A 22,099-nucleotide genomic window follows, 5' to 3' on the forward strand; every position below is an offset into this window, starting at 1 on the left:
TGTTAATTTACTGAACTTCTTCTGGACAAAGAGTACATCCAAAACATGAAATTTCATTCAAAAGGAAAAAATGCATTATTTTCAGCGGCCACATTCTTGAATGCATACCCTCCTGGTCAACGTTTGAGATCCCAAGCAAGGCCGTCCGTTTACCAATCGAGCGGACGCATCACCCCTGGTAAGTCCTGGATTTCTCGTTCTTTTCAAAGACCGGATTACGTGCATACGCTCAACATCCATTTCTGATAGGAAATTCTATCCTACCATGCCCAGAGAAAGTTCACAAGCAAATCATGTCCTTTTTGATTAAAAAAACACGGTCACTACCTTCTCTACTGCAATACACCCCTTTCTCCTTAAATGCCCAATGGTTCTGAAGAGGATCACATCGAGAGGACATCAAAATCATGTCGCCAACCAAAGAGTTTGGCTCCTGGTGCAGCTAATGCGGCCAAGCCGCAGTTTTAGGTTTTAAGTTTAAGCGGTTATAAAACTTTCTTGTTTTTTATGGCAGACTTTCACGAGTAAGGTACTAACAAGAATGTCTTCATCGCAGGATCATCACATACAGACAGCCCGCAGATACAGACGGCATCATGTCTGTATGACGTACTCGCATCGGTCACGTTGTTTTCATGCTGACTCTGTTTGCAAACAACCATTACGAAAAAAGCGTTTCCCTGGCACCTGGGAAACGCTTTTTTCGTGATTTGAACATTTGGTCAACAAACCGGTCTTTCCATATCTTTCCTTTTCATCTTCCGGATCTTGAGCTACAAGGCGATCAAAAATTTTGATGCTCCCACGGGATGTTGCATCTCATCCCGCTCATCTCTCAGATCATTACCAGCTCAAGGAGTCGACTCATGCCAAAAATCGGACTAATCCGTTGTGACAAAAACCTCGACAAATGCCCGCTGACAGGTTGTTTTACCTGCCTGCAAGAGAAAAAACAGGGCTTTGCAGGGTACGATGCAACCACCCTCACCGGGGTCATGACCTGTCACTGTCCTGGAGACGATATTGTGGCCAAGGCCAAACTGCTCAAGACAAAGGGTGCCGAGGTCATCCACCTGTGCACCTGTCTGTTCTGCAAACGGGAAGAAGGTACCACCTGGACACTTGGAAATGGATTCTGTGATCATACCGACGAAATGGCCCGGCGCATAGCCGATGAAGCCGAAATCACCTGTATCAAGGGTTCAGCGCATCTGCCAAAAGGATATGTTCCGGAAGTCTTCACACCCAGACCAGCTGATCTTTGAGCATCCGGGGCGAACCTGGCCAGCAACTACCTGAAAAAGGGGCGATTCGTGTACTACGAACCGCCCCTTTTTTACATCCGGATCTCATCAGCGAAAATCTCTCCAAATTGCGGGTGCTCTCCTGCAGAGGCGAGAAGATTATGAGGGGTGGGGCAAGTTGGCACTCAATATGCCCACGATGAGGGATATGGTATGTCCAGAGCAAATTACCTATACATCCAGGGTGTCGAATGTTGCTTTTTGCAAATCAATAATCAACATTCTTCCAGCAAGAGCTGGTTGTTTGCCCGTTAAAAAAGCAATGGTCTCGGCACATTGCACAGACGCGATGGTCGCTGCCGCAGGTGCCAGACTCCCCAGGACATTTTCCGCATCCTGGGCATCGTCCGCCTGCCACAAAAAATCGAGAGCGGGACCGCCCGGAAGCATCGTAGCTGCAATGCCTGTCCAGCCAGCCAGAGCTCCTGTGACCAAAGGGATTTGCGCTTCCATGCATGCACCGCTCAATTTCCGGTGGGAGGATATTCCTCCCAGGGCGTCCACGACAATGGATGTATCTGCAATGTACCGGGCAAATTGGTTTTGATCCAAAAATTCCGGTACAATCTTGCAAACAATGGTCTTATCGATTCGCTCCACCCTTTTCCGAGCCGCCTCCGCCTTGAGCGAGCCCATGGAATCTTCCAGACACAGAAGCTGTCGATTCAGATTGGAGGGTTCAAATCTATCGCCATCAACAATTGTCAGTCGTCCGATGCCAATGCGTGCCAGCAATTCGATAACATATCCCCCAAGTCCACCCGCTCCGGCCACGAGAACGTGGGACTGGTGCAATTTCTCCTGATCCTCGGCACTCAGCGATTTTTTATTCGTGGCATATCGCTTTGCAAACGGTGACCACCCATGGCTATCCATCATCCCCCTCCCACCGGCGGAAAGATTCCCACCCGATCACCCGGTTGGATCTGATAGGACCAATCGGCTTGGACCTTCCCATTGACGAACACCAGACGGACCTCCTTTGCTGGAACCCCAAGATGTTCGAGAAGTTCCTGAATTCTCGCGCCTTCACTGACATCCATGCTCCCGTGCGCAGGTCCATAGGACGCCAGAGTGGCGAAGCATTGAACATCTACTTGCATCTTCATCTCTCCTGAAACGAAAAGGCGGCCACAGGCCGCCTTTTCGTTGATCGCATTTCACGCTTTTGTATCGGACATTACGCCCTGGCCTTCTGCAGATCATCAATGGAGTATTCCCACCGGGTATGGTGCGGCGGCAGGGTTTCCTTGCTGAAGAATTCGGGCAATTGATCCTGGGCCTTGGTGAACCCTGCAGCCTCGTTAAAGGCATATTCATCCTTCAGCACGCTGATCCCCACCGGGGCCACATCGGAAGCCTTGAAGTCGATCCCATACTTCGCACTGATCATCTTGGCAATAACATCCAGCGAGTCCTCCGTGTCCAGGACCGCAAAGGCCACAAACAGGCACAGTCCCGTGGAATCCACCGCAGCCGTGGCTATCTGGAGATTCTTGGAAACCTCGATATTATCGTCCGTACTCTTCAAGGGATCGATGTCGCCACCAACCTTGAGAATATTCTGACATACGGCATAGCCGGCAGTATGGTCGGCCCCCATGGGGGTTGTGGCGTAGGTCACACCGACCCCCTTGACCGAGCGGGGATCATAGGCAGGCAGGGCCTGCCGCTTGACCACGGGAATGCGTTCCACCCCAAAGGCCTCACCGGCAAAGGCAGTGCCGTTACCCATGATCTGTCCCAGGGGATCCTTCTTGTCATAGATCTTTTTCAAGAGACCTATGGCCGCCTGGCTGTCTCCCCAGGGAATGACTCCGCCGTCCATGGCCATGGCGACGGCATTGCCCATATCAATGGTGTCCAGACCGAGATCGTCGCAGAGACGGTCCATCTGGGCGATGGCGTCGATATCATCGATCATGCTGTTGGCCCCAAAGGCCCATACGGTCTCGTATTCAAAACCGGAGGTCAGGTACTTGCCTTCCTTGTCATTGTATGACTGGGAGCATTGAATCACACATCCGGGATGACAGCCTTCCTTGACCCTGCCACCGCGAGCATTCATGTACTCGACCATTTTCTCGCCGGTGATTCCGGCAACACCCTCGAATCTACCATCACGGAAATTTTTGGTGGGCAATGCACCGGCCTCGTTGATGATATTGACCAGGATCGACGTCCCGAATGCAGGGAGTCCCTGGCCAGTGACCGGATGATTCCGCAAAATCTCAGCCCATCGTTTGGAGGCCTCCTTAAAAGCGTCCTTGTCCGCATACTCCGAACCGGTTCCACCGGCATCGTCGATGACCAAAGCCTTGACCCGCTTGGATCCCATGACCGCACCAAGACCGCCGCGGCCTGCAGCACGAGCGGGATTTCCCTTGGGATCGGTGAACTGAATGGAAGCAGCGAGCCGACAGGTCTCTCCAGCTGGACCAATAAGCATGACCCCGGTTTTCTCACCATGGGTCTTGAACAATTGCTCGGAAACAGAGTAGGTACCACCCCCTTCGAAACCAGAGGCATCCTCAAAGCTGACACCATCTTTGGTGATTTTAATGGTACATAGAGGTGCATCCTTGGCTGGCTTGTCCTCCATGACAATCGCCAGCAGATCAAGCTTGGCCATCTTCAGGGCGATCAGCCCCCCTGAATTGGATTCCTTGATACCACCGGTCAAAGGAGACTTGGCGCCAACCGATATGCGCCCGGAATTGGCCGCAATGGTCCCGGCAAGCAGCCCGGTAGCTACGATCAATTTATTGTCCGGCCCGATGGGATTGCAGGTTGGCGGAATCTCGTTCAGAATCATCCTCGATGTCAGTGCCCTGCCTCCAAGACCTGCATACTCTCCGAGTTCCTGATACTCATACGTCCTTTCCCGCGTGTTGATCCTCAGTATCCGTACCATAGACTACTCCTTTACGTGTATCCCGTTGCCATTGCGGGGATTGCTTGAGGGATGGATCCTCGCAACCGTGTTGTGCAAGAGATCATCCTTTTTGATTTACAGATAATCTCATTTTACTCCGATATAAGGGCATGTAAAGATTTTTCAAAAATAACTAGCGGGGTTTATTGACATATGTCATTATTGACACCCACCCGTTAGTGGTCTCTGTCTTTTTTCGATGACTTGACGCGCATATATTGATCAACGGGCGAATTTGGGGCATCAGGGATGAAAAGGTGTTCAGGCTATCAACTCCGGTCCCGCTCCTGTCCACCCCCTTGCCAGTCACCTCCAGCACCTCCAAGGAATTCATGAATCAATCAAGCATCCTTCTCGAATCAGGCACCAACGAACTCGAACTCGTGGAATTTTATCTTGATGAGACCATTCCGGGGCAATCGTCACCCTATCGGGGGCATTATGGGGTCAATATTGCCAAGGTCCTGGAAATCATCAAGGCGCCGGCCAAGGTCATCGAACTCCCCGATGCCCGACACCCGGCCATAAAAGGCGCTTTCAACCTGCGCTCAAAAGTCATTCCTCTCATCGACCTGCACAAATGGCTGCAAAAGATCCCCCCGGAAAACGAAAACTCCAACGCGATTGTCACGGAATTCAATAAAATCGTGAACGCATTTCTCATTTCCGGGGTCAATCGGATCCACCGGATAGGATGGGATGAGGTAAAACCTCCCGATGATTATTTGGGAAGTTTTTCGAACAACCCCTTCACTGGCGTGGTCCAGATCGATGAAAAGATCATTTTTCTGCTCGATCTGGAAAAAATCATCGATGAACTCAATCCAGAAATGAGTCTCAAGAATAAACCCTTACACAAATTCGAACATACCAATCGATACAGGGCCCTGGTTGCCGATGATTCCTCCGTAATCAGAAACATGCTCAAAAGCTATTTGGAACGGGCTGGTTTTGATGTCGAAACAGTCAACAATGGCCAGGAGGCCTGGGACCGGCTCTTGCAGATCAAGCAGCACGCAGAGGCCGATGGTGTCCGGGCCATCGACATCATCCAGGTCGTTGTCTCGGATATTGAAATGCCCACCATCGACGGTCTGAACCTGACCAAAAGGATCAAATCCGATCCCGTGCTCAAACATCTTCCGGTCCTTCTCTTCTCATCTCTGATCACCGAACGGCTCCGTCACAAGGGCGAAGCCGTCGGGGCCGATGACCAGATTTCAAAACCCGAGATCCAGCAGCTGGCCATGCGTGCCGAACAGCTGATTATCGACTATCAGCAGCGAACCTGAACACCCTTACAACATATGGAACATGGGTATCCAGACCCGGCAGTGAAGACAGGCTGGATACCCAGCTGTCCAGCCCTGCGACAGTTTTCACCCGCACATCCCTGCTCCGGGCTCCGGTTCAGGAATCCAGATCCTTTTAGCAACAATTCCAATATATTCAGTACAGACACCCCGCTCCATCCAGCTGTTTGACCTACCCGGTTCTTTCGCGTATTTATTTATGTTATTTAAATACCTATTCAGCATGTTTTACTGGATATTCTTAATTTTCCCCAGTAGGTAAAAAACATATTGAGCAAGCACTTAAAAAATCGGAACGAGCAGTTCCGACCAAGGAGTCACCACATGTCACTGTTTCCAGAACTCAAAATCGGCGACCTGGTCGCCAAAATCCCCATTATCCAGGGCGGTATGGGGGTTGGAATTTCCCTGTCAGGACTTGCCTCGGCCGTGGCCAAGGAAGGCGGTATCGGGGTCATTGCCTCGGCCATGATCGGAATGTGCGAAAAGGATATCGGATCCGATTATCGCCAGGCCAATATCCGGGCGCTGGCCACTGAAATCCGTAAAGCCCGGGAAAAGACATCGGGAATTATCGGGGTCAACATCATGGTCGCTCTGAACAATTTCGGCGACATGGTCACCACGGCGATCAGGGAAAAGGCGGACCTCATCATTTCCGGGGCGGGTCTTCCCCTGGACCTTCCCAAGTATCTTCCCGAGGGCGCCAAGACCAAACTGGTCCCCATTGTTTCCTCGGGCCGGGCGGCCAAGATCATCTGCAAAAAATGGCTCTCCCGTTTCAAATATTTACCCGACGCCATTGTTGTCGAAGGACCCAAGGCCGGTGGACATCTGGGGTATAAGCTCGAAGAAATCGATGACCCGGCCTACAGCCTGGAAAATACGGTTCCCGACGTCGTCAAGGCCGTCGCCCCCTTCAACACCCCTGAGAAACAGATTCCGGTCATTGCCGCAGGTGGTGTGTATGACGGAGCAGACATCCTCAAGTTTCTCAGACTCGGAGCCTCTGGCGTTCAGATGGGCACCCGGTTCGTGGCCACCCACGAATGTGATGCGGACCTGGCTTTCAAGCAGGCCATGGTCGATGCGGGAGAAGATGATCTTGAAATCATCAAGAGCCCCGTGGGCATGCCCGGAAGAGCCATCAAGAATTCCTTTTTGGAAGACGTCAAAAACGGGATGCGCAAACCCTTTAAATGTCCTTTCCACTGCATTCTCACCTGTGATCACACTAAAAGCCCCTATTGCATTGCCATGGCCCTGGTGAACGCAAAAAAAGGACTGCTCAAACACGGTTTTGCCTTTGCCGGGTCCAATGCCCCCCGGGTCAAAAATATCATTTCCGTACATGAGTTGTTCGAAAACCTGAAACTCGAATTCCAGGAGGCCCTGAAAAACTCCCCAGGTTGTCTAACTGCAGCTTCGTAGTTGTGAGAGACCAGGTATCTCAACCCAATGATACAAAATACAAAAAGCCGGCCCCAGATTCTGGGACCGGCTTTTTGTATTGAGCGTGAATCGGCGGAGCTGTCTTACATCATGCCGCCCATGCCACCCATGCCGCCCATGCCACCGGGCATTGCAGGCATGTCGCCCTTTTCCTCGGGCTTCTCGGCAATGGCTGCCTCTGTGGTCAGGAGCAGGGAAGCCACGGAAGCAGCGTTCTGAAGCGCTGTCCTGGTGACCTTTTTGGGATCGATAACCCCAACCTTGACCAGATCTTCAAATTCGCCCGTGGCGGCGTTGAAACCGAAGTCGTCCTTGCCTTCGCGAACGCTATTGACAATCACGGCGCCTTCAAAACCGGCGTTGAGACAAATCTGGCGGATGGGAGATTCCAGAGCGCGGCGAACAACCTCGACACCGGCGGTCTCGTCATCGTCGGCGGCCTTGACACCGTCGAGTACCTTCTGGGCACGAATCAGGGCGACACCACCACCGGGAACGATACCCTCTTCCACAGCAGCGCGGGTTGCGTTCAGGGCGTCTTCGACACGAGCCTTCTTTTCCTTCATCTCGGTTTCAGTGGCTGCACCGACATTGATCACGGCAACACCACCGACGATCTTTGCCAGACGTTCCTGGAGCTTTTCGCGGTCGTAATCGGAAGTGGTGTCCTCGATCTCGTTGCGAATCTGCTTGACCCGGGCCTTGATGTCCTCAGCCTTGCCGGCACCGTCGACAATGGTGGAGGTTTCCTTGTCAATGACCACACGCTTGGCACTACCAAGATCACTCAGGGTGATGTTTTCCAGCTTGATGCCCAGATCATCAGAAACGACCTGGCCGCCGGTGAGCACGGCAATGTCCTGGAGCATGGCCTTTCTTCTCTCACCAAATCCCGGAGCCTTGATGGCCACGACATTCAGGGTGCCACGCAATTTGTTCACGACCAGGGTGGCCAGGGCTTCGCCTTCGATGTCTTCGCCAATGATGACCAGAGGCTTGCTCATCTTGGCAACCTGCTCCAGAACGGGCAGAAGTTCCTTCATGCTGGAAATCTTCTTCTCGTTGATCAGAATCAGAGGCTCTTCCATCTCGCAGACCATCTTGTCCGGATTGGTCACGAAATAGGGAGACAGGTAACCGCGGTCGAACTGCATGCCCTCGACAACGTCCAGGGTGGTGTCAAAACCCTTGGCTTCTTCAACGGTGATGACCCCTTCCTTGCCGACCTTGTCCATGGCCTCGGCAATGATGTTGCCGATGGTGGCGTCATTATTGGCGGAAATGGTACCAACCTGGGCGATTTCCTTGGGGTCGCGGGTCGGCTTGGCAACCTTGTCCAGCTCGGCAACGACGCTTTCAACGGCCTTGTCGATACCGCGCTTGATGGACATGGGATTACGACCTGCAGCAACCAGCTTGACGCCTTCCTTGAAGATGGACTGGGCCAGAATCGTGGCGGTGGTGGTACCGTCACCAGCGACATCAGAGGTCTTGGAAGCGACTTCCTTGACCAGCTGTGCGCCCATGTTCTCGAACTTGTCTTCCAGCTCGATTTCCTTGGCAACGGTTACGCCATCCTTGGTGATGATGGGAGCGCCAAAGGACTTCTCGATGACTACGTTACGACCCTTGGGGCCGAGGGTGACCTTTACGGCATCGGCCAACTGATCAAGACCAAGCTTGAGACTCTCTCTGGCCTTTTCGTCAAATTTGATGATTTTGGAAGCCATTGTATGTATCTCCTTTGTTGCAATCGAAGTGATAAACTAACTATGAAACAGATGTTCCCATACCTTTGTTCAGCGGTACAGGGGCGACCATTTGTTGCTGTTGGTATCTCGGGCCTATGCCTCGATAACAGCCAGGATGTCGTCTTCACGCATGATCAAGAGTTCTTCGCCCTCGATCTTGATTTCAGTGCCGGCATACTTGTTGAAGATGACCTCATCCCCTTCCTTGACGCCCATGGGGATAGTCTTGCCATCGTCAGCCGTCTTGCCGGGACCGGCGGCCGTGACCTTGCCCTTGATGGGTTTTTCCTTGGCACTGTCCGGGATGATGATGCCACCCTTGGTTACTTCTTCTTCCTCTACCCGTTTTACCAGGATACGGTCGTGAAGTGGTCTGAGTTTCATTGTTTGTTCCTCCAATAGTAGGTTGATTGATAACGAGGTTTGTTAGCACTCGACAAAATCAAGTGCTAACAGAGACGGATTGTAAGCATCGCAAAAGAAATTACAAGGACGATTTGAAAAGATTTTTAGATCTTTCAACGTCACCAAGACCTGTTTACAGGGATCAACAAATTATTGCTAACTATTTTTCGAAAAAACTAAAAAAAGCTCCTTTTTTCTCTTTTTTTTGAACACGGTCCATCCCATCCGACTTTTATTTTTATTTTGACAAAACCGCCATACTTGGGCACGTGAAGACGTTTTGTTGCAGCCGTTGATCCTCCATGATTCCGCCATCGCTCTCCCTTTTGTCTGACAAAATTCGTGCTGCCACAACGTAAACCACGTCTTTTCCCGATATAATGTCCTATCAGTCAGGAGTTATCGTTCATGTTCGACGTAAAATTTGTCCGCGGCCATGTTGACCAAATTACCGAGGCCCTGAATAAAAGGCGCGCCTCCATTGACCTGGCATCCTTTCTCGAAACAGATGCCAGACGCAGGCAACTGCTCGGCGAAGTTGAAGAACTCAAGAGCCGAAGAAACAAGGCCTCTGGGGAAGTCGCCAGGAAAAAACGAAACAAGGAAGATGCCTCGGGACTTCTTGCAGAGCTCTCCGAACTTTCGACCCGGATCAAGGTACTCGACGAGGAACTCAAGGAGGTGGATGGAGCGACCACGGCATTTTTGCTGACCCTTCCCAACATCCCTCACGAGGATGTACCCGTGGGCAGGGACGAAAACGAAAATCGGGAAGAAAAGACCTGGGGTGAGAAACCCGGCTTCTCTTTCACCCCCAGGGAGCATTGGGAAATCGGCACCAATCTCGGCGGGTTGGATTTTCCCCGGGCCGCCAAAATAACGGGCAGCAGGTTTGTCGTCCTCAAAGATTGGGCCGCACGCATGGAACGGGCCCTGACGAGCTTCATGATCGATGTGCATACCCAGGAGCATGGGTATACCGAGATCATGCCCCCGGCGATCATCAACAAAGATTCCCTGCTTGGTACCGGTCAGCTGCCAAAATTCGCTGAAGACCTGTTCAAACTGGAAAACAGCGATTATTATCTTATTCCCACGGCCGAAGTTCCACTGACCAATCTTTTTCGGAATGAAATCCTTGATGAGGCAGATCTCCCCACAGCTCTGACCGCATTTACCCCCTGCTTCCGATCAGAGGCCGGCTCCTACGGCAAGGACACCAAGGGCATCATCCGCCAGCACCAGTTTGACAAGGTGGAGATGGTCAGAATAGCCCATCCGGATCATTCCTATGAAGAATTGGAGCTCCTCCTCTCCCATGCCGAAGCCATCCTCCAGAAACTCGGTCTCCATTATCGGGTGGTTACCCTGTGTACCGGCGATCTGGGATTCTCCGCGGCCAAAACCTATGATATAGAGGTATGGCTCCCGGGTCAGGACACATACAGGGAAATTTCATCCTGCTCCAATTGTGAGGATTTTCAGGCCCGAAGGGCTAATATCCGGTTCAAGGCCAAGGGGAGCAAAAAAAACCGTTTCGTGCATACATTAAACGGTTCCGGTCTGGCCGTCGGACGGACCATGGTGGCCATTCTCGAGAACTATCAACAGGAAGACGGTTCCGTCGTCATCCCGGACATTCTCCGCCCGTACATGGGCGGCATCGATGTCATCTATCCAGGATAATCAATTGTCAGACAACGAAGCACCCAATCCGCCCTCATCCGGCGAAACCATGCACACCAAGATGGAAACAGCTCTCGGAAAAATCAAATATCTAAACGGGGTCCGACTGCAGCGGGCCATTGTGGCCGGAGCCGACTGGGTCGTGGCCATGCAGAAACATCTCGACGCGATCAATGTCTTTCCGGTTCCCGACGGGGATACCGGAAGCAATATGGCCGCGACCATGAAGAGTATTGCCGAACGGGCCAAGGAAAACCTCGACAAATCCCTGCACCGGGTCAGCGATGCCTTGGCCGATTCCGCCCTCATGGGTGCCAAGGGGAATTCCGGCGCCATCCTGGCTCAGTTTTTTCAAGGTCTTTCCGAAGGACTCAAAGGCCACGGCAAGGTTACCACCGAACGTTTCGGCCAGGCCGTGCATGTGGCTGCCCAAAAGGCCCAGGAAGCCATCTCCTCCCCCCGGGAAGGAACCATTCTCACGGTCATCAGGGAATGGTCGGAGAGAGTTCGTGAAAATTGCAAAAAAACAGCGGACTTCGACGAACTGCTCCGAGACTCTCTGGACTGGGCCCAGCAGGCTTTGGATCGTACACCGGAACAGCTGGCCTCTCTGAAAAAAGCCGGTGTCGTGGATGCCGGTGCCCAGGGTTTCGTGTACATGCTCGAAGGCATTGTCAGCTTTCTGGAAAAAGGTGACCTGGCAGCCTCGAAGCTGGATGCCCAGCGCAATGCCGAACTCGATGTCGTCCCCCTGATCGGGGAGGATTTTTTCGATGACCATGAAGACTCCCCTTTCAGATATTGCACAGAATGTTTCGTGGCCGGTGAGAACATCGATATCCCGAAACTGCGCAGCGATCTTGCAACGCTGGGAGACTCCCTGATCGTTGCCGGTTCCTCCTCCAAGGCCAAAGTGCACATCCACACAAACATCCCGGCCAAGGTCTTTGAACTCGCTGCCAGGGAAGGTGAGTTTCGGGAACAAAAAATCGACGACATGAATCAGCAAAACCGTGACGCGCATCGCACAGACGCGGCCAGGGTTGCAGTAGTCGCGGACACGGGGTGCGATATCCCCAAAGAATTATGCGAAAAATACAACATTCATTTCATTCATCACAGCATCCTTTTCGGGGACAGCGAGACCTATCTCGATCAGCTGGGCATCGAACGGGAAAATTTCTACTCCCGGCTTCGGGATTTCAAGACTTCTATCCGAACCTCTCAGCCCACACCCACCCAGTTCAAACGGATATATTCCTTTCTGCTTAAATATTTTGATGCCTGTGTATCCATCCATCTCCCCGCAGCCCACAGCGGAACTATTCACGGAGCCCGCAGGGTGGCATCCGAATTCGATGGCAAGGTGGCCATCGTGGACAGCACGTGTAACTCCATGGCCATGGGGTTGGTGGTTCTCGAGGCGGCCAAGGCAGCCAGTCAGGGCAAAGACCAGCAGGAAGTCGTGCGCATCGCAGAAGATGCCGCCGGCAAGGCCCGGGCCTTCTTCTGCTTCGATACCCTCAAATACCATCTCCGGGGCGGCAGATTGAGCAACTCAGCTGGCAAGATCGCTTCCGCTCTGCAACTCCGCCCGATCATCACCTTCAAAGAGGACGGGGTGGTCAAACTCGGTGGTGTTGGATTCTCCAGATACGGGGTTCGCAAAAAAACCTGGGCAAAGACAAAGAAAGCAGCCATGGGGAAAAACAACCTCCGCTTCTCCGTGGCCCATGCCGATAACCCCGAGCTGGCAGCCTGGTTTGTCAAAAAAATCAGAGAGACCTTTGATACTGGAGATATCCCGATTGTCGAGGCCTCCTATACCCTGACCAGTCATGCCGGCCCAGGAGCGGGCGGGATCGGATTTATCGGCGATTGAAAGCCACGCAGCCTCACAAATTAAAAATGTTTTTTATCCTGTTTTCACCTTGACAGTGAGAAGGCGAATCTATAGAAGCTTTTTTTCGCAACACGGGCCGTTAACTCAGTCGGTAGAGTATCTGCCTTTTAAGCAGAGAGTCGCAAGTTCGAGCCTTGCACGGCCCACCACTCAATGTCCCCATCGTCTAGTGGTCTAGGACGCCGGCCTCTCACGCCGGTAACGCGGGTTCAAACCCCGCTGGGGACGCCATACATGTCAAAGGGTTACAGAACAACATTCTGTAACCCTTTTTGCATTCCAACTATCCTCTTGCAACCACCGGCATCGGCTGCAGCCTAATCGCTCAAGGGAACCTTCCTGCAGATCCATTTCAGTGAGCGGTCGCAGGTCGCTTTGCAACCACACACCGGCCAGGACCTTATTGCGTGAAGCATCCCGGTCGACCGAGCCTCCTTCTTTCGGACGGCGTCCTGCCTTCCCTTCCCCCTCGATCAAAACCACTCAAACGACATAGGTCACCTGCACCCGGCCCGCATCATGGGCACGCTGGAAGGATCTGCTGAAGGTACTGGCCTTCCTGGCCGTCTGCCTGCCCAGATAGACCCGGTCGGGGCGATATCGCCTGACCAATTCCAGAGCTGTGCGTTCCGGAACCGCGGTTTCCGCAACCCGCAGACTCCATTGCACATGCTGGAGACGACACCGGATCAGCCCCTGGGCGAGTTTGCGGTATAGATTGCCTGCAAACCGTTCGCGATGTCCACTGGGGAGGTTGCCCGGGATCAGGCCGACGAACAGCAAAAGACACGGCCCTGCAACTGCCCGGCGGATGACGGCATCGAACAGGGGCGCGGCTCGCTCATCATCCGAGATAAAAACCATGAGGTGCTCTCCGCCCTGCCCGTCACGAGAAGGGAGAAAGGCTATCTGCTCGACGTCGCAACCTTCCCCGTATTCCTGCAGAAGGGCTGCCGCTTCACGGGCTGTGGGACGATCAGAGGGATTGTTGGCCAGGCAGGCCATGGTCAGGTCATAGACAGGGCGTGGGAGTTCATGTGCAAAAGGCATGGGGCCTGGTTTGACAGAGCCGGGGAAGGCCCGTCGAAACAGGAGCTTGGGTGCATCAAACGGCAATGTTCCGGTAAAAAGCAGATACAGGAGCGCACCCACCCCGTACATATCCTGCTCGGGACCATAGGGGTCACCCCGCAGGGATTCGGGAGAGGAGCAGGCGGGTGTGTTGCAGGAAAACAGGGAGTCGGCCCAGAAATCATCCCATTCCTGACAGCAGGCCGCTCCAAAGTCACTGAGCTGAAGGATCGTGTCGCTTATCCGAACACAGGAAGGGGTGAGATTTCTGTGCACAATGCCGGAGTCGTGGAGACAGAGAATGCGGGAGGCAAGCCAGGATGCGGCCCGGAGCCGGGCCGCAGGCGGTCGGTATGCGGCTTTGAGCCAGGTGGTCAGGGAAACACCCTCGGGCATGGGAGAGATCAGTCCGCCCCGCCACTCCTCACACGGCCAGACATAGCCGGGATGCGGCGACAGATCGATAAACCGGGCCTCGTTCTGCCAGCGCAGAAAGGCATGGGTGTCCAGGCCGTAGAATTGTTTGAGCAGGTAAGGCCGTGAACGTCTGCGGCCGAGGTAGTACAGATTGCAGCGTCCCTGATCGAGCTGACCAGTGACAAGGATGGACCGGATGGAGTCCCCCGCCTGAAGAGGGGCCGGAAGGCTTTCCCGAAACGCAACATTTTCCAAGGCGCTCCACATGGTTCCTCCGCTCGGCATGGCCCGACAGGCAGGCACGCAACCGCTGCCTGTCCGGACGAGTCTGATGGTTTACTCCCCCATACCCCAACTCATCCGGCGAGCCAACACCCTAACGATGCAGCCGCAGAAAAACACGGAACCCGCAAGAACCTTGAGAAAAACCTAGAATCCCGACTGACTCTGGATTTCGGCTTCTCGATATCCAAGAAAATCGTTGCGCCTGATAACGGCGTACACCAGGGCCGCCAGGGTTGTGCACGCAAAGGTGCCCACAAGGACCGGAGAGGACCAGTCCACATTCAGCCACCAGTCGCCCGAGGCTTCGCGGACCACGGTCAAGAAGACGCCGGGCCAGCCGTTGACCACCCCGAGGTATTGATAGAGCAGGGTGAAGCCCCAGGTGAGATAGGTGATGGCCCCCAGACCCACGATGAAATGACGGAACATGTTTTTGAACAGCCTGGTATTCATCTCTGCCTCCTATGCGCCGTAGTAGAACCAGCCCACGCCGAGAATGACGATGAGCAGACATTCAAGCACGGTCAGTTTGAACATGAATCCGCTGATCCTGCGCTGGGTCGGATTCATGGTCAGCATGACCTTGTCCATGAACAGCCGCCAGATACGATGCTTCAACCCATTGGATTCGTGCAGTCGATAGTATTCACGCAGGCTGGGCAGCCAGTACTGCATGGTCCTGGCTGCATCTTCTGCAGAGAAGGGGCCGTTCTTTTTGTCCATGCTGAACGACAAACAGGTATTCTGCCCATTCTCACAGGAACGGGCGGCCAGGGTCAGACCGATCTCCGGAAAAACCGCCTTAAAGGTTCCTTTATCGACCGTGAATTCGGGGGTGGTCCTGAATTCGGTTTCCACGAGTACGTCTTCCACGGGAAAACCGGTCCCCTTGTCCTTTTCAATGTGCCAATGCGGGTTAAGACGCATCAGGGTCTTGCTTTCGAGTTTTTTCCAAAAGGATTCATTCCACGGCAGGTTGGTTTCCATCCAGACATTGGCCGGGGGAAGTTCCTTGACGGGCGTGCGGGCCCGCTCTCGACGATCTATAGTCTCAGCTGCATAGGTCATGGCGCCACCACCAGAGGGCATGGCATCTGCGGATGCAGACGCCTGTTTTCGAAACGGTCCTTGAAGCCGGGAGCCTGTTCATGCTGCCAGGCACCCATGATCACCACATCGGCATCCACCTCTCTGGCCGCCTCGGCAAGTACCTCTTCGAGCTTGCCGGCCTTGCTCAGAAAATCGATGTCAACACCCTGAAACTCCTGGCGCAGTCGATCCCAGAGCATGCCGATCTCTCTGGATATCTCACCGGCCACATAGGAACCAAAGGTATTGCGCGTGGTGGAGGTGTTCAGCCAGTCGTCACAGGTCATATCACCCCAGGCCTCGTTGATGATGGACAGGATGGTGACCTTTGCGCCATAGCGATCGGCCCATTCACGGGCAAGGACTTCGGCCTTGCGCGCGCCGGGCGTTCCGTGTGTGGTGAGGAGGATATGCTTCATAACGGGATTTCTTCTTTGTTATTCGTTCGGGAGGGGACGCACGTCCCCTCCCGAACGGTCATGTATGGAGTGGGTTAAACCATCCACTTGGTGAACAGCAGGACCAGGAAGGTTACCACAAGGACCAGGCCCAGAGCGGTAAGGTCCTCATTTTTTTCGGAAGCGAACACGGACAGGGCGCGTTCTTCATTCTGTTCCTGATCGGCATTGTTGACTTCACAATTGATATCGGATTGTGCCATTATCTTTCTCCTTTAATGAAGGACGACGTCTTTGACAAAATACATGACGACAATGAAGGACAGGGTTGCCTTGGCCACACCGGAGATGCCCCCCATGACCAGCGGCCATCCCCCGGCCTGGGCAAGGGACTTGCGGGTGATCTGCATGCCCAGACCGATAAGGCCGTAAGCAAAGAACCAGATCATGCAGTCGGTCAGGGTAACAACGGTCTTGGACTTCTTCTGAACCTGCTTGACAGCGTGCTGAACGGCAGACGTAACGTCTGCGGACAGGGTCAGTTCACCCCCCTTGACTCGGGCAAGGATGGATTCCAGACCACGCATCCGTTCACGGGCGGTCTCGTCGAAAGCCTTCTTGTTGTCGCGATCCGCGAAATTTCCCGCGATCTGATGCTGGTTGACCAGATCGTCAAATGCGGCCTGCTCCTCGGCATTGAGCCCGACGACCTGGGCGTTCTGCAGCACGGTCAACTCCTCGGGAGTAACCTCGGTACGCTGGTTATAGCTGAAATCGAGGTACTTGCCCTTGTAGTGATCCGCAGGGGAGAAGACACCGAAAGAGGACATGATGAAAAGCAGCAGAAATCCGAGGATGAAGACGGGAAACTTGTCGATGACCACTTCCTTGAAGGTCAGCTTCTGACCGGATTGCCTGCCGAACCAGGTGGCCAGCAGCAGAACGATGACAGGCAGAAACAGAACGCGGGTGATGTTAAAAATTTCACCGACCTTCAGGGTTTTGATGTCCACGGCATTGAATGCCAGACAGGCGGCCGCGACCTGGGCGGAGTTCAGAATACCGGTGCCGGCCCAGGCACCGAACTGGGTGGCGTTCATACCCGCCAGCTTGCCGATGGTCGGGAAGGCAAACATGCACAGGATGCCAAAACCGAGAATGGTACCAATGGTATAGGCCATCTCGGAACACTTGGCCTTGACAACCGGGGCACAGGCAACCGTGGCAGAAACACCGCACACGCCCATGCCTGCGGAAAGGACACCGGTCATGGACTTGGGCTGTTTGAAGATCTTGCCCAGAAAGAGGACGAAAAATACGGTTCCCAGAACAAAGAATCCGATCATCCAGACGGAAACCATGCCCAGCTTGGCCAGTTCGGCAAAGGAGTACCGCGCACCGAGCAGGATGACCCCCATCTTGAGGACGAAACGGGCTGTTTTAACCCCGGAAGCAGCAAACTTGGGGATGCCCCAGCTGTTGGTGATGATGATTCCGACGATGATACCCAGAACCACATAGTTCAGGTTCAAGACCTTGTGGATCTTGAATCCGAGAACCGGAACCAGGGCGGAACTCATCATGGTGATCAGCGGTTCGGCAAACCAGCGGATCCCCATGGCCAGAGCCAGGATGAATAAAACACCGGGAATGGTCTCCAGCACGAAGACATCGAATTTTCCCATAGGCTTGTTCATGCGCGACTGCCTGAGCAGCGCGGTAATCACGCCGAGACCACCGCCGATAAAGGCGAGGCTCTCCATCAGATCGATGGCCTTGTGGACCTTGAACGTGGTCAAAAGACCGGTAAGTACGCCCGAAGAGACGAGCAGGCCAAAGAACAACAGTATACCACTGATGATCCAGGTGGGTGTGTTGTCGGGACGTCCGACACTAACATTTGACATGATTCAACCTCTCCTTATTTGGGTTTACATGTGTGTTGTCGAACCCCTAAAAGGCAAACCATGTGCCAAAACGATCAAACCACCTATCTATTCGATATAACGACAACTAATTTTTACGCCACCCGTGCAGGCTGCCAACTCCGGTTAGCACCCTGCCATCCGCGGTTGGCATGTCCCTGCCTGGATCCATGATTGGCTTTAACGATAAAAATGCGGTATCCACGTTTTTCCGTTGCCTGCGACGCAGGCTGAAACATTATGCCCGCAAGGGTCTACTCGCCCGGAGTACGCACTGTGTTTGGACCAAAAAATGTACAGGCAAAGTTTGTATGGGGGCTTGGCCTCATTGTCCTGCTTCTCGGCGTGTTTTTCGCCTCGAGCCTTCATTTTCATCTCAGTTCCCTTCTGGAGAGCCAGGTCAGGGATCGGGCGGATCTGGTCTTTCGCCAGGTTTCAAGCGTGCAGCAATACGTACGTGAAACATTGCGTCCCACCCTCTACAAGGAACTGCCCGACGGTGAATTCATCATCGAGGCCATGTCATCGTCCTATATCTCCCGGGCGATCATGGACCGGCTGAACATGCCCCATGCCGAGTATCACTACCGTCGTGTGGCGGAGAACGCACGCAACCCCCTGTTCGAGATCAATGCCGATGAAAAAGAGTTGCTGACCTACTTCCGCACGCAACCCGGCAAAAAATACTGGCAGGGCTATCGCAAGGTTGAAGGCAAGGAGTTTTTCGTCAAGGCCAGACCGGTGATATTCAAGGAATCCTGCCTGACCTGTCATGGAAACCCCGAGGATTCCCCTGCTGTCCTGCTTGAACGCTACGGCACGCAACGGGGCTTTGGTCACATCAAGGATCAGGTGGCCGGGCTCGTTGTCGTCGGGGTTCCTGTCGAAGGGGCCATAGGCAAAATCCGGAATGCAACCAAGGGCTATGTCGCTCTGTACGGCTTAGGCATGCTGTTCTTCTTCGGCCTGATCCAGATATTCTTCAATCGGCTGATAACAACCAACCTGCAGCGACTGACCAATAAATTCCGAACGCTTTTTCAGAAGGATGCGGAACTTGGCACCCTGGAGAAACTCGATAACGTGGATGAAATCGAAGAGATGGTTCAGGGGCTTGAGGAGCTTGGCGATCATATCCATGAGATACACAACCAATTACGGCAGCATTCTGAAAACCTGGAATACATGGTGGAAACCCGCACCAGTGAACTGAAGATCGAGGCCGAGGAGCGACGCGCCGATGTGGGGCTGTTTGTCCAATTGCTCGACGGACTCAACAAGAGCAACACGCGGCGCGAGATGTGGCGTTACTCCCTGCCGATCATCGTCAAGAGATTCAGGGCCAGAAGCGGCAGCTTCATCTGCATGGTGGCCTCCCAGTCCTACTACACGTGGCCCGAAAATACACCCAAACCCGGTCTCCCTGACAACTGGAAGGAAATCCTCACCGAATTCAATCCCTATTTCGAACCGGGCAAGGCGTTTATTCCCGTGGGTGCCTCCCAAACATCGTCCGAAGGCATTCTCTGCCTGACCTGGGATGAAGGTTCTCGAATCTCCTCCCAGGATCGCGATATCCTCCGCGCCCTGGGCCAGCAATTGGGCATTGCCATGGAAAACCTAAACGCCCTGCACAACCTGCTCTGGCAAAAGGACATGCTCCAGGCCGTTGTCGAGGGGATCGGCGATCCTCTCCTGCTCATGGACGGTTCCGGCAACGTTGTCCTGGCCAATGAAGGGGCCCGCAGGCTCTCTGAATCCTTTGGCGGTTCCGTGACCGATGAGGGCTGTGCCGCATTGTTCACACAGAACGGATTCTTTGAGAGCTGCCCGCTTCAACTGGCCCTGGAATCGGGAACTTCCGCAGCCCGCGAGGTGCAAACCGAAGATGGCAGATTCTTTTCCGTCAATGTATTTCCCGTGGCCGAGGGTACGCCCGGCGAGGGTCGTGCCGTTGTGTACATCCGCGATGTGACCCAGGACAAGCAGATGCTCACCTCCATGCAGCAGAGTGAAAAACTGGCCACTGTGGGACAGCTGGCCGCAGGCCTGGCCCATGAGATCAACAATCCCCTCGGGGTGATCAGATGTTACGCCGAACTCCTCAAGGGCAATGCAGCAGACCAGGAGCAGATGCGTGATGTAAATGTGATCATCAAACATGCAGCTCAGGCTGAAAACGTGCTCCAGGATCTGCTCAACTTTGCGCGTCCCAAGAAAACTGTGCCTGTCATGCTCGACATCGGCCAGGCCATGGAAAACGCGCTCAGCGTATTTCGCGTTCAGGCGGAAAAAAAAGGGGTCAAACTGGAGTCGATCATTGATGGCTCTCTTCCCGCCATTCTGGCCAACGAACAGGCCGTGGAACAGATTTTCGCCAACCTGCTCAAAAACGCCCTGGATGCCGTGCCCCAGGACAAGGGACGGATAACCGTATCTGCCCATTTTGAACCCGGTGAGGACAGCATCCGTATCTGTGTGGCCGACAATGGTCCCGGTATTTCAAAAAAGCATAGAAAAAAATTGTTCGACCCCTTTTTTTCCACCAAGGAGGTTGGCATGGGCACCGGCCTCGGACTGGCCGTGGTCTATGGCCTGGTCCAGGAACTGGGCGGAACCATTACCATTGAAAACACCGGCGGGGCCATGTTCGTCATTGTCCTGCCCGTCACCAGGGGTGAGCAGAATGGAGGTACCGTTTGAAAAATCCCGTTGGTATCCTGATTGTCGATGATGAAAAGGATTTCGCCGTGGGCCTTGCCCGTCTGCTTGGCCGCGAATATCCTGATGAACGTATCGTTGCCGCCCTGTCGGGTGATGAGGCCCTGGATTTTCTGCGTAACGGCGGGTTCGGGCTCATGCTCACGGACCTGAACATGCCCGGCAAGGATGGTGTGACCCTGCTGCGGGAAGCCAAGGAGGAATTCCCTGATCTCAGCGTGGTCATGCTCACGGCCTATGGCACGGTCGAGACGGCCGTGGATGCCCTCAAGATCGGCGCCTACGACTTTCTGACCAAGCCGGTCGAGCCCGCCAAGCTGTTTCAGGTGGTGGAACGCGGCCTGGAACGCAGCCGCCTTCTGGTTGAAAACGCACGCCTGCAGGAAGTGATCGCCCAGCAATGCGGCGCCCATGAATTGGTCGGTGAAAGCAAGACCATCCAACGGCTCAAGGAAACCCTGGCTGCTGTAGCCCTGTCCGATTACACCGTGCTCATCCGCGGAGAATCAGGTACCGGCAAGGAGCTGGTGGCCCGGACCATCCACAAATTGAGCAGCCGCAAGAAACGTCCCATGCTCACGGTGAACTGCCCGGCCATACCCGACCAATTGCTCGAAAGCGAATTGTTCGGTCATGTCAAAGGTGCCTTCACCGGCGCCGACCGCGACCGCAAGGGTATTTTTGTAACCGCAGACGGTGGAACCCTCCTGCTGGACGAAATCGGTGATATCTCTCCCGCCATCCAGACAAAACTTCTGCGCGCCCTGCAGGATGGAGAGGTTCGTCCCGTGGGGTCGAGCAAGTCTGTTTCGGTGAATGTCCGCATCCTGGCCTCAACCAACCAACCCCTCGAGGACAAGATCAAGGACAACAGCTTCCGCGAAGACCTCTACTACCGGCTGAACGTACTCAACCTTACGGTGCCGACTCTGCGCGAACGAAAGGAAGATGTCGTCATCCTGGCACATCACTTTCTGGAAACCGCCTGCAAAGAGATGCGGATCGCATCCAAGAAACTCACTCCCGAGGCTGTGGCGTTTCTGACCACCAAGAAGTGGCCGGGTAATGTCCGTGAGCTGCAGAATTTCATCCGCAGGCTGGCAGTCTTTTCTTCTTCCGAGATCATCGATTTGGCCCACATCCGGCTGGTCGAGGGACTCGATGAGCCCCCCGGCGGACAGGCCCAGAGTTTAACGCCGTATAAAGACGCCAAGGAAAAGGTGACCGATACCTTCACCCGGGCCTATGTGGAGGAACTCCTCGTCCTGGCACAGGGCAATGTCTCCGAAGCCGCCCGACTAAGCGGTCTTTCCCGGGTGGCCCTGCAGAAAATCATCAAGCGGTTGAGCATACATGTCCCCGTGTTCCGATAACCGACGCGCACACGGCCACTGCTGAAAATTTGCCGTTGCAGCGCCCCAAAGCAAAACGCCCCGTGACAAAG

At 54.0% G+C, this 22,099-nt stretch carries 18 protein-coding genes and 2 tRNA genes; 9 read left to right on the forward strand and 11 right to left on the reverse strand.

Going from position 1 to position 22,099, the window contains the following annotated elements:
• Positions 1 to 866 precede the first annotated feature (866 nt).
• Positions 867 to 1,265: a CGGC domain-containing protein gene (locus tag ACTVJH_RS02285; protein ID WP_455987052.1), complete on the forward strand. Its 399-nt coding sequence runs from the start codon at positions 867 to 869 to the stop codon at positions 1,263 to 1,265.
• A gap of 210 nt (positions 1,266 to 1,475) precedes the next feature.
• Here ACTVJH_RS02285 and ACTVJH_RS02290 read toward each other — a convergent pair whose 3' ends face one another.
• The 3 genes from ACTVJH_RS02290 to ACTVJH_RS02300 all read right to left on the reverse strand — a co-directional run bounded on the left by ACTVJH_RS02290 (position 1,476) and on the right by ACTVJH_RS02300 (position 4,218).
• Positions 1,476 to 2,183 (reverse strand): HesA/MoeB/ThiF family protein, encoded by a 708-nt coding sequence (locus ACTVJH_RS02290; protein WP_455987054.1) that lies wholly within the window; start codon positions 2,181 to 2,183, stop codon positions 1,476 to 1,478.
• Positions 2,180 to 2,407: a MoaD/ThiS family protein gene (locus ACTVJH_RS02295; RefSeq protein WP_455987056.1), complete on the reverse strand. Its 228-nt coding sequence runs from the start codon at positions 2,405 to 2,407 to the stop codon at positions 2,180 to 2,182. The genes ACTVJH_RS02290 and ACTVJH_RS02295 overlap by 4 nt, the downstream gene beginning before the upstream one ends.
• Positions 2,408 to 2,484: 77 nt before the next feature.
• On the reverse strand, positions 2,485 to 4,218 hold the full coding sequence (locus tag ACTVJH_RS02300) for an aldehyde ferredoxin oxidoreductase family protein (RefSeq protein ID WP_455987058.1): 1,734 nt from the start codon (positions 4,216 to 4,218) through the stop codon (positions 2,485 to 2,487).
• A 353-nt stretch (positions 4,219 to 4,571) separates the two neighbouring features.
• Between ACTVJH_RS02300 and ACTVJH_RS02305 the strand changes: the two genes are divergently transcribed.
• Both ACTVJH_RS02305 and ACTVJH_RS02310 read left to right on the forward strand, forming a co-directional pair.
• Positions 4,572 to 5,531, forward strand: a complete 960-nt coding sequence (locus tag ACTVJH_RS02305; protein ID WP_455987060.1) for a chemotaxis protein CheW — start codon at positions 4,572 to 4,574, stop codon at positions 5,529 to 5,531.
• A gap of 345 nt (positions 5,532 to 5,876) precedes the next feature.
• On the forward strand, positions 5,877 to 6,983 hold the full coding sequence (locus ACTVJH_RS02310) for an NAD(P)H-dependent flavin oxidoreductase (RefSeq protein WP_455987062.1): 1,107 nt from the start codon (positions 5,877 to 5,879) through the stop codon (positions 6,981 to 6,983).
• Between the two features lie 104 nt (positions 6,984 to 7,087).
• On the opposite strand, the gene groL is transcribed toward ACTVJH_RS02310, so the two are convergent.
• Together groL and groES are read right to left on the reverse strand one after the other, a co-directional pair.
• The gene (gene groL, locus ACTVJH_RS02315; RefSeq protein WP_455987064.1) at positions 7,088 to 8,734 is read right to left on the reverse strand and encodes a chaperonin GroEL; all 1,647 of its coding nucleotides are present in this window, start codon (positions 8,732 to 8,734) and stop codon (positions 7,088 to 7,090) included.
• Positions 8,735 to 8,848: 114 nt separating this feature from the next.
• A complete protein-coding gene (gene groES, locus ACTVJH_RS02320) occupies positions 8,849 to 9,139 on the reverse strand; it encodes a co-chaperone GroES (RefSeq protein ID WP_455987066.1) in 291 nt (96 codons plus the stop codon).
• 429 nt (positions 9,140 to 9,568) lie between these two features.
• Here groES and serS point away from each other — a divergent pair, with 429 nt between their 5' ends.
• The 4 genes from serS to ACTVJH_RS02340 all read left to right on the forward strand — a co-directional run bounded on the left by serS (position 9,569) and on the right by ACTVJH_RS02340 (position 12,980).
• Positions 9,569 to 10,846: a serine--tRNA ligase gene (serS, locus tag ACTVJH_RS02325; protein WP_455987068.1), complete on the forward strand. Its 1,278-nt coding sequence runs from the start codon at positions 9,569 to 9,571 to the stop codon at positions 10,844 to 10,846.
• Positions 10,847 to 10,850: 4 nt separating this feature from the next.
• Positions 10,851 to 12,728: a DegV family protein gene (locus tag ACTVJH_RS02330; protein ID WP_455987070.1), complete on the forward strand. Its 1,878-nt coding sequence runs from the start codon at positions 10,851 to 10,853 to the stop codon at positions 12,726 to 12,728.
• A 94-nt stretch (positions 12,729 to 12,822) separates the two neighbouring features.
• Positions 12,823 to 12,898: transfer RNA gene (locus tag ACTVJH_RS02335), tRNA-Lys, on the forward strand.
• Between the two features lie 6 nt (positions 12,899 to 12,904).
• Positions 12,905 to 12,980, forward strand: a tRNA-Glu gene (locus ACTVJH_RS02340).
• A gap of 252 nt (positions 12,981 to 13,232) precedes the next feature.
• Here the strand turns inward: ACTVJH_RS02340 and ACTVJH_RS02345 are convergent.
• The 6 genes from ACTVJH_RS02345 to ACTVJH_RS02370 form a co-directional block, all read right to left on the reverse strand.
• Complete coding sequence (locus ACTVJH_RS02345) at positions 13,233 to 14,504, reverse strand: protein kinase domain-containing protein (protein WP_455987072.1); 1,272 nt, start codon at positions 14,502 to 14,504, stop codon at positions 13,233 to 13,235.
• 162 nt (positions 14,505 to 14,666) lie between these two features.
• Entirely contained in the window at positions 14,667 to 14,975 is a 309-nt protein-coding gene (locus tag ACTVJH_RS02350) for a hypothetical protein (protein ID WP_455987074.1), read from the reverse strand.
• A 9-nt stretch (positions 14,976 to 14,984) separates the two neighbouring features.
• The gene (locus ACTVJH_RS02355) at positions 14,985 to 15,611 is read right to left on the reverse strand and encodes a hypothetical protein (protein ID WP_455987076.1); all 627 of its coding nucleotides are present in this window, start codon (positions 15,609 to 15,611) and stop codon (positions 14,985 to 14,987) included.
• Positions 15,587 to 16,030, reverse strand: a complete 444-nt coding sequence (locus ACTVJH_RS02360) for a universal stress protein (RefSeq protein WP_455987078.1) — start codon at positions 16,028 to 16,030, stop codon at positions 15,587 to 15,589. The genes ACTVJH_RS02355 and ACTVJH_RS02360 overlap by 25 nt, the downstream gene beginning before the upstream one ends.
• Positions 16,031 to 16,104: 74 nt before the next feature.
• Positions 16,105 to 16,272 (reverse strand): hypothetical protein, encoded by a 168-nt coding sequence (locus ACTVJH_RS02365; protein WP_455987080.1) that lies wholly within the window; start codon positions 16,270 to 16,272, stop codon positions 16,105 to 16,107.
• A 12-nt stretch (positions 16,273 to 16,284) separates the two neighbouring features.
• Positions 16,285 to 17,916, reverse strand: coding sequence for a YeiH family protein (locus ACTVJH_RS02370; RefSeq protein WP_455987082.1), 1,632 nt, complete (start codon positions 17,914 to 17,916; stop codon positions 16,285 to 16,287).
• A gap of 294 nt (positions 17,917 to 18,210) precedes the next feature.
• Between ACTVJH_RS02370 and ACTVJH_RS02375 the strand changes: the two genes are divergently transcribed.
• On the forward strand, positions 18,211 to 20,637 hold the full coding sequence (locus ACTVJH_RS02375) for a c-type heme family protein (protein ID WP_455987084.1): 2,427 nt from the start codon (positions 18,211 to 18,213) through the stop codon (positions 20,635 to 20,637).
• Positions 20,634 to 22,028, forward strand: a complete 1,395-nt coding sequence (locus ACTVJH_RS02380) for a sigma-54-dependent transcriptional regulator (protein ID WP_455987086.1) — start codon at positions 20,634 to 20,636, stop codon at positions 22,026 to 22,028. The genes ACTVJH_RS02375 and ACTVJH_RS02380 overlap by 4 nt, the downstream gene beginning before the upstream one ends.
• Positions 22,029 to 22,099: the final 71 nt, after the last annotated feature.

This window comes from Desulfoplanes sp. PS50 (genome assembly GCF_053851535.1).

Bases quoted from the DNA above. Each gene is read 5' to 3' on its own strand.
- ACTVJH_RS02285 (WP_455987052.1), top strand. From the start codon at position 867: ATGCCAAAAATCGGACTAATCCGTTGTGACAAAAACCTCGACAAATGC.
- ACTVJH_RS02300 (WP_455987058.1), bottom strand. From the start codon at position 4,218: ATGGTACGGATACTGAGGATCAACACGCGGGAAAGGACGTATGAGTAT.
- ACTVJH_RS02345 (WP_455987072.1), bottom strand. From the start codon at position 14,504: ATGTGGAGCGCCTTGGAAAATGTTGCGTTTCGGGAAAGCCTTCCGGCC.
- ACTVJH_RS02310 (WP_455987062.1), top strand. From the start codon at position 5,877: ATGTCACTGTTTCCAGAACTCAAAATCGGCGACCTGGTCGCCAAAATC.
- groL (WP_455987064.1), bottom strand. From the start codon at position 8,734: ATGGCTTCCAAAATCATCAAATTTGACGAAAAGGCCAGAGAGAGTCTC.
- ACTVJH_RS02305 (WP_455987060.1), top strand. From the start codon at position 4,572: ATGAATCAATCAAGCATCCTTCTCGAATCAGGCACCAACGAACTCGAA.
- ACTVJH_RS02360 (WP_455987078.1), bottom strand. From the start codon at position 16,030: ATGAAGCATATCCTCCTCACCACACACGGAACGCCCGGCGCGCGCAAG.
- groES (WP_455987066.1), bottom strand. From the start codon at position 9,139: ATGAAACTCAGACCACTTCACGACCGTATCCTGGTAAAACGGGTAGAG.
- ACTVJH_RS02365 (WP_455987080.1), bottom strand. From the start codon at position 16,272: ATGGCACAATCCGATATCAATTGTGAAGTCAACAATGCCGATCAGGAA.
- ACTVJH_RS02290 (WP_455987054.1), bottom strand. From the start codon at position 2,183: ATGATGGATAGCCATGGGTGGTCACCGTTTGCAAAGCGATATGCCACG.
- ACTVJH_RS02350 (WP_455987074.1), bottom strand. From the start codon at position 14,975: ATGAATACCAGGCTGTTCAAAAACATGTTCCGTCATTTCATCGTGGGT.
- serS (WP_455987068.1), top strand. From the start codon at position 9,569: ATGTTCGACGTAAAATTTGTCCGCGGCCATGTTGACCAAATTACCGAG.
- ACTVJH_RS02355 (WP_455987076.1), bottom strand. From the start codon at position 15,611: ATGCCCTCTGGTGGTGGCGCCATGACCTATGCAGCTGAGACTATAGAT.
- ACTVJH_RS02295 (WP_455987056.1), bottom strand. From the start codon at position 2,407: ATGCAAGTAGATGTTCAATGCTTCGCCACTCTGGCGTCCTATGGACCT.
- ACTVJH_RS02370 (WP_455987082.1), bottom strand. From the start codon at position 17,916: ATGTCAAATGTTAGTGTCGGACGTCCCGACAACACACCCACCTGGATC.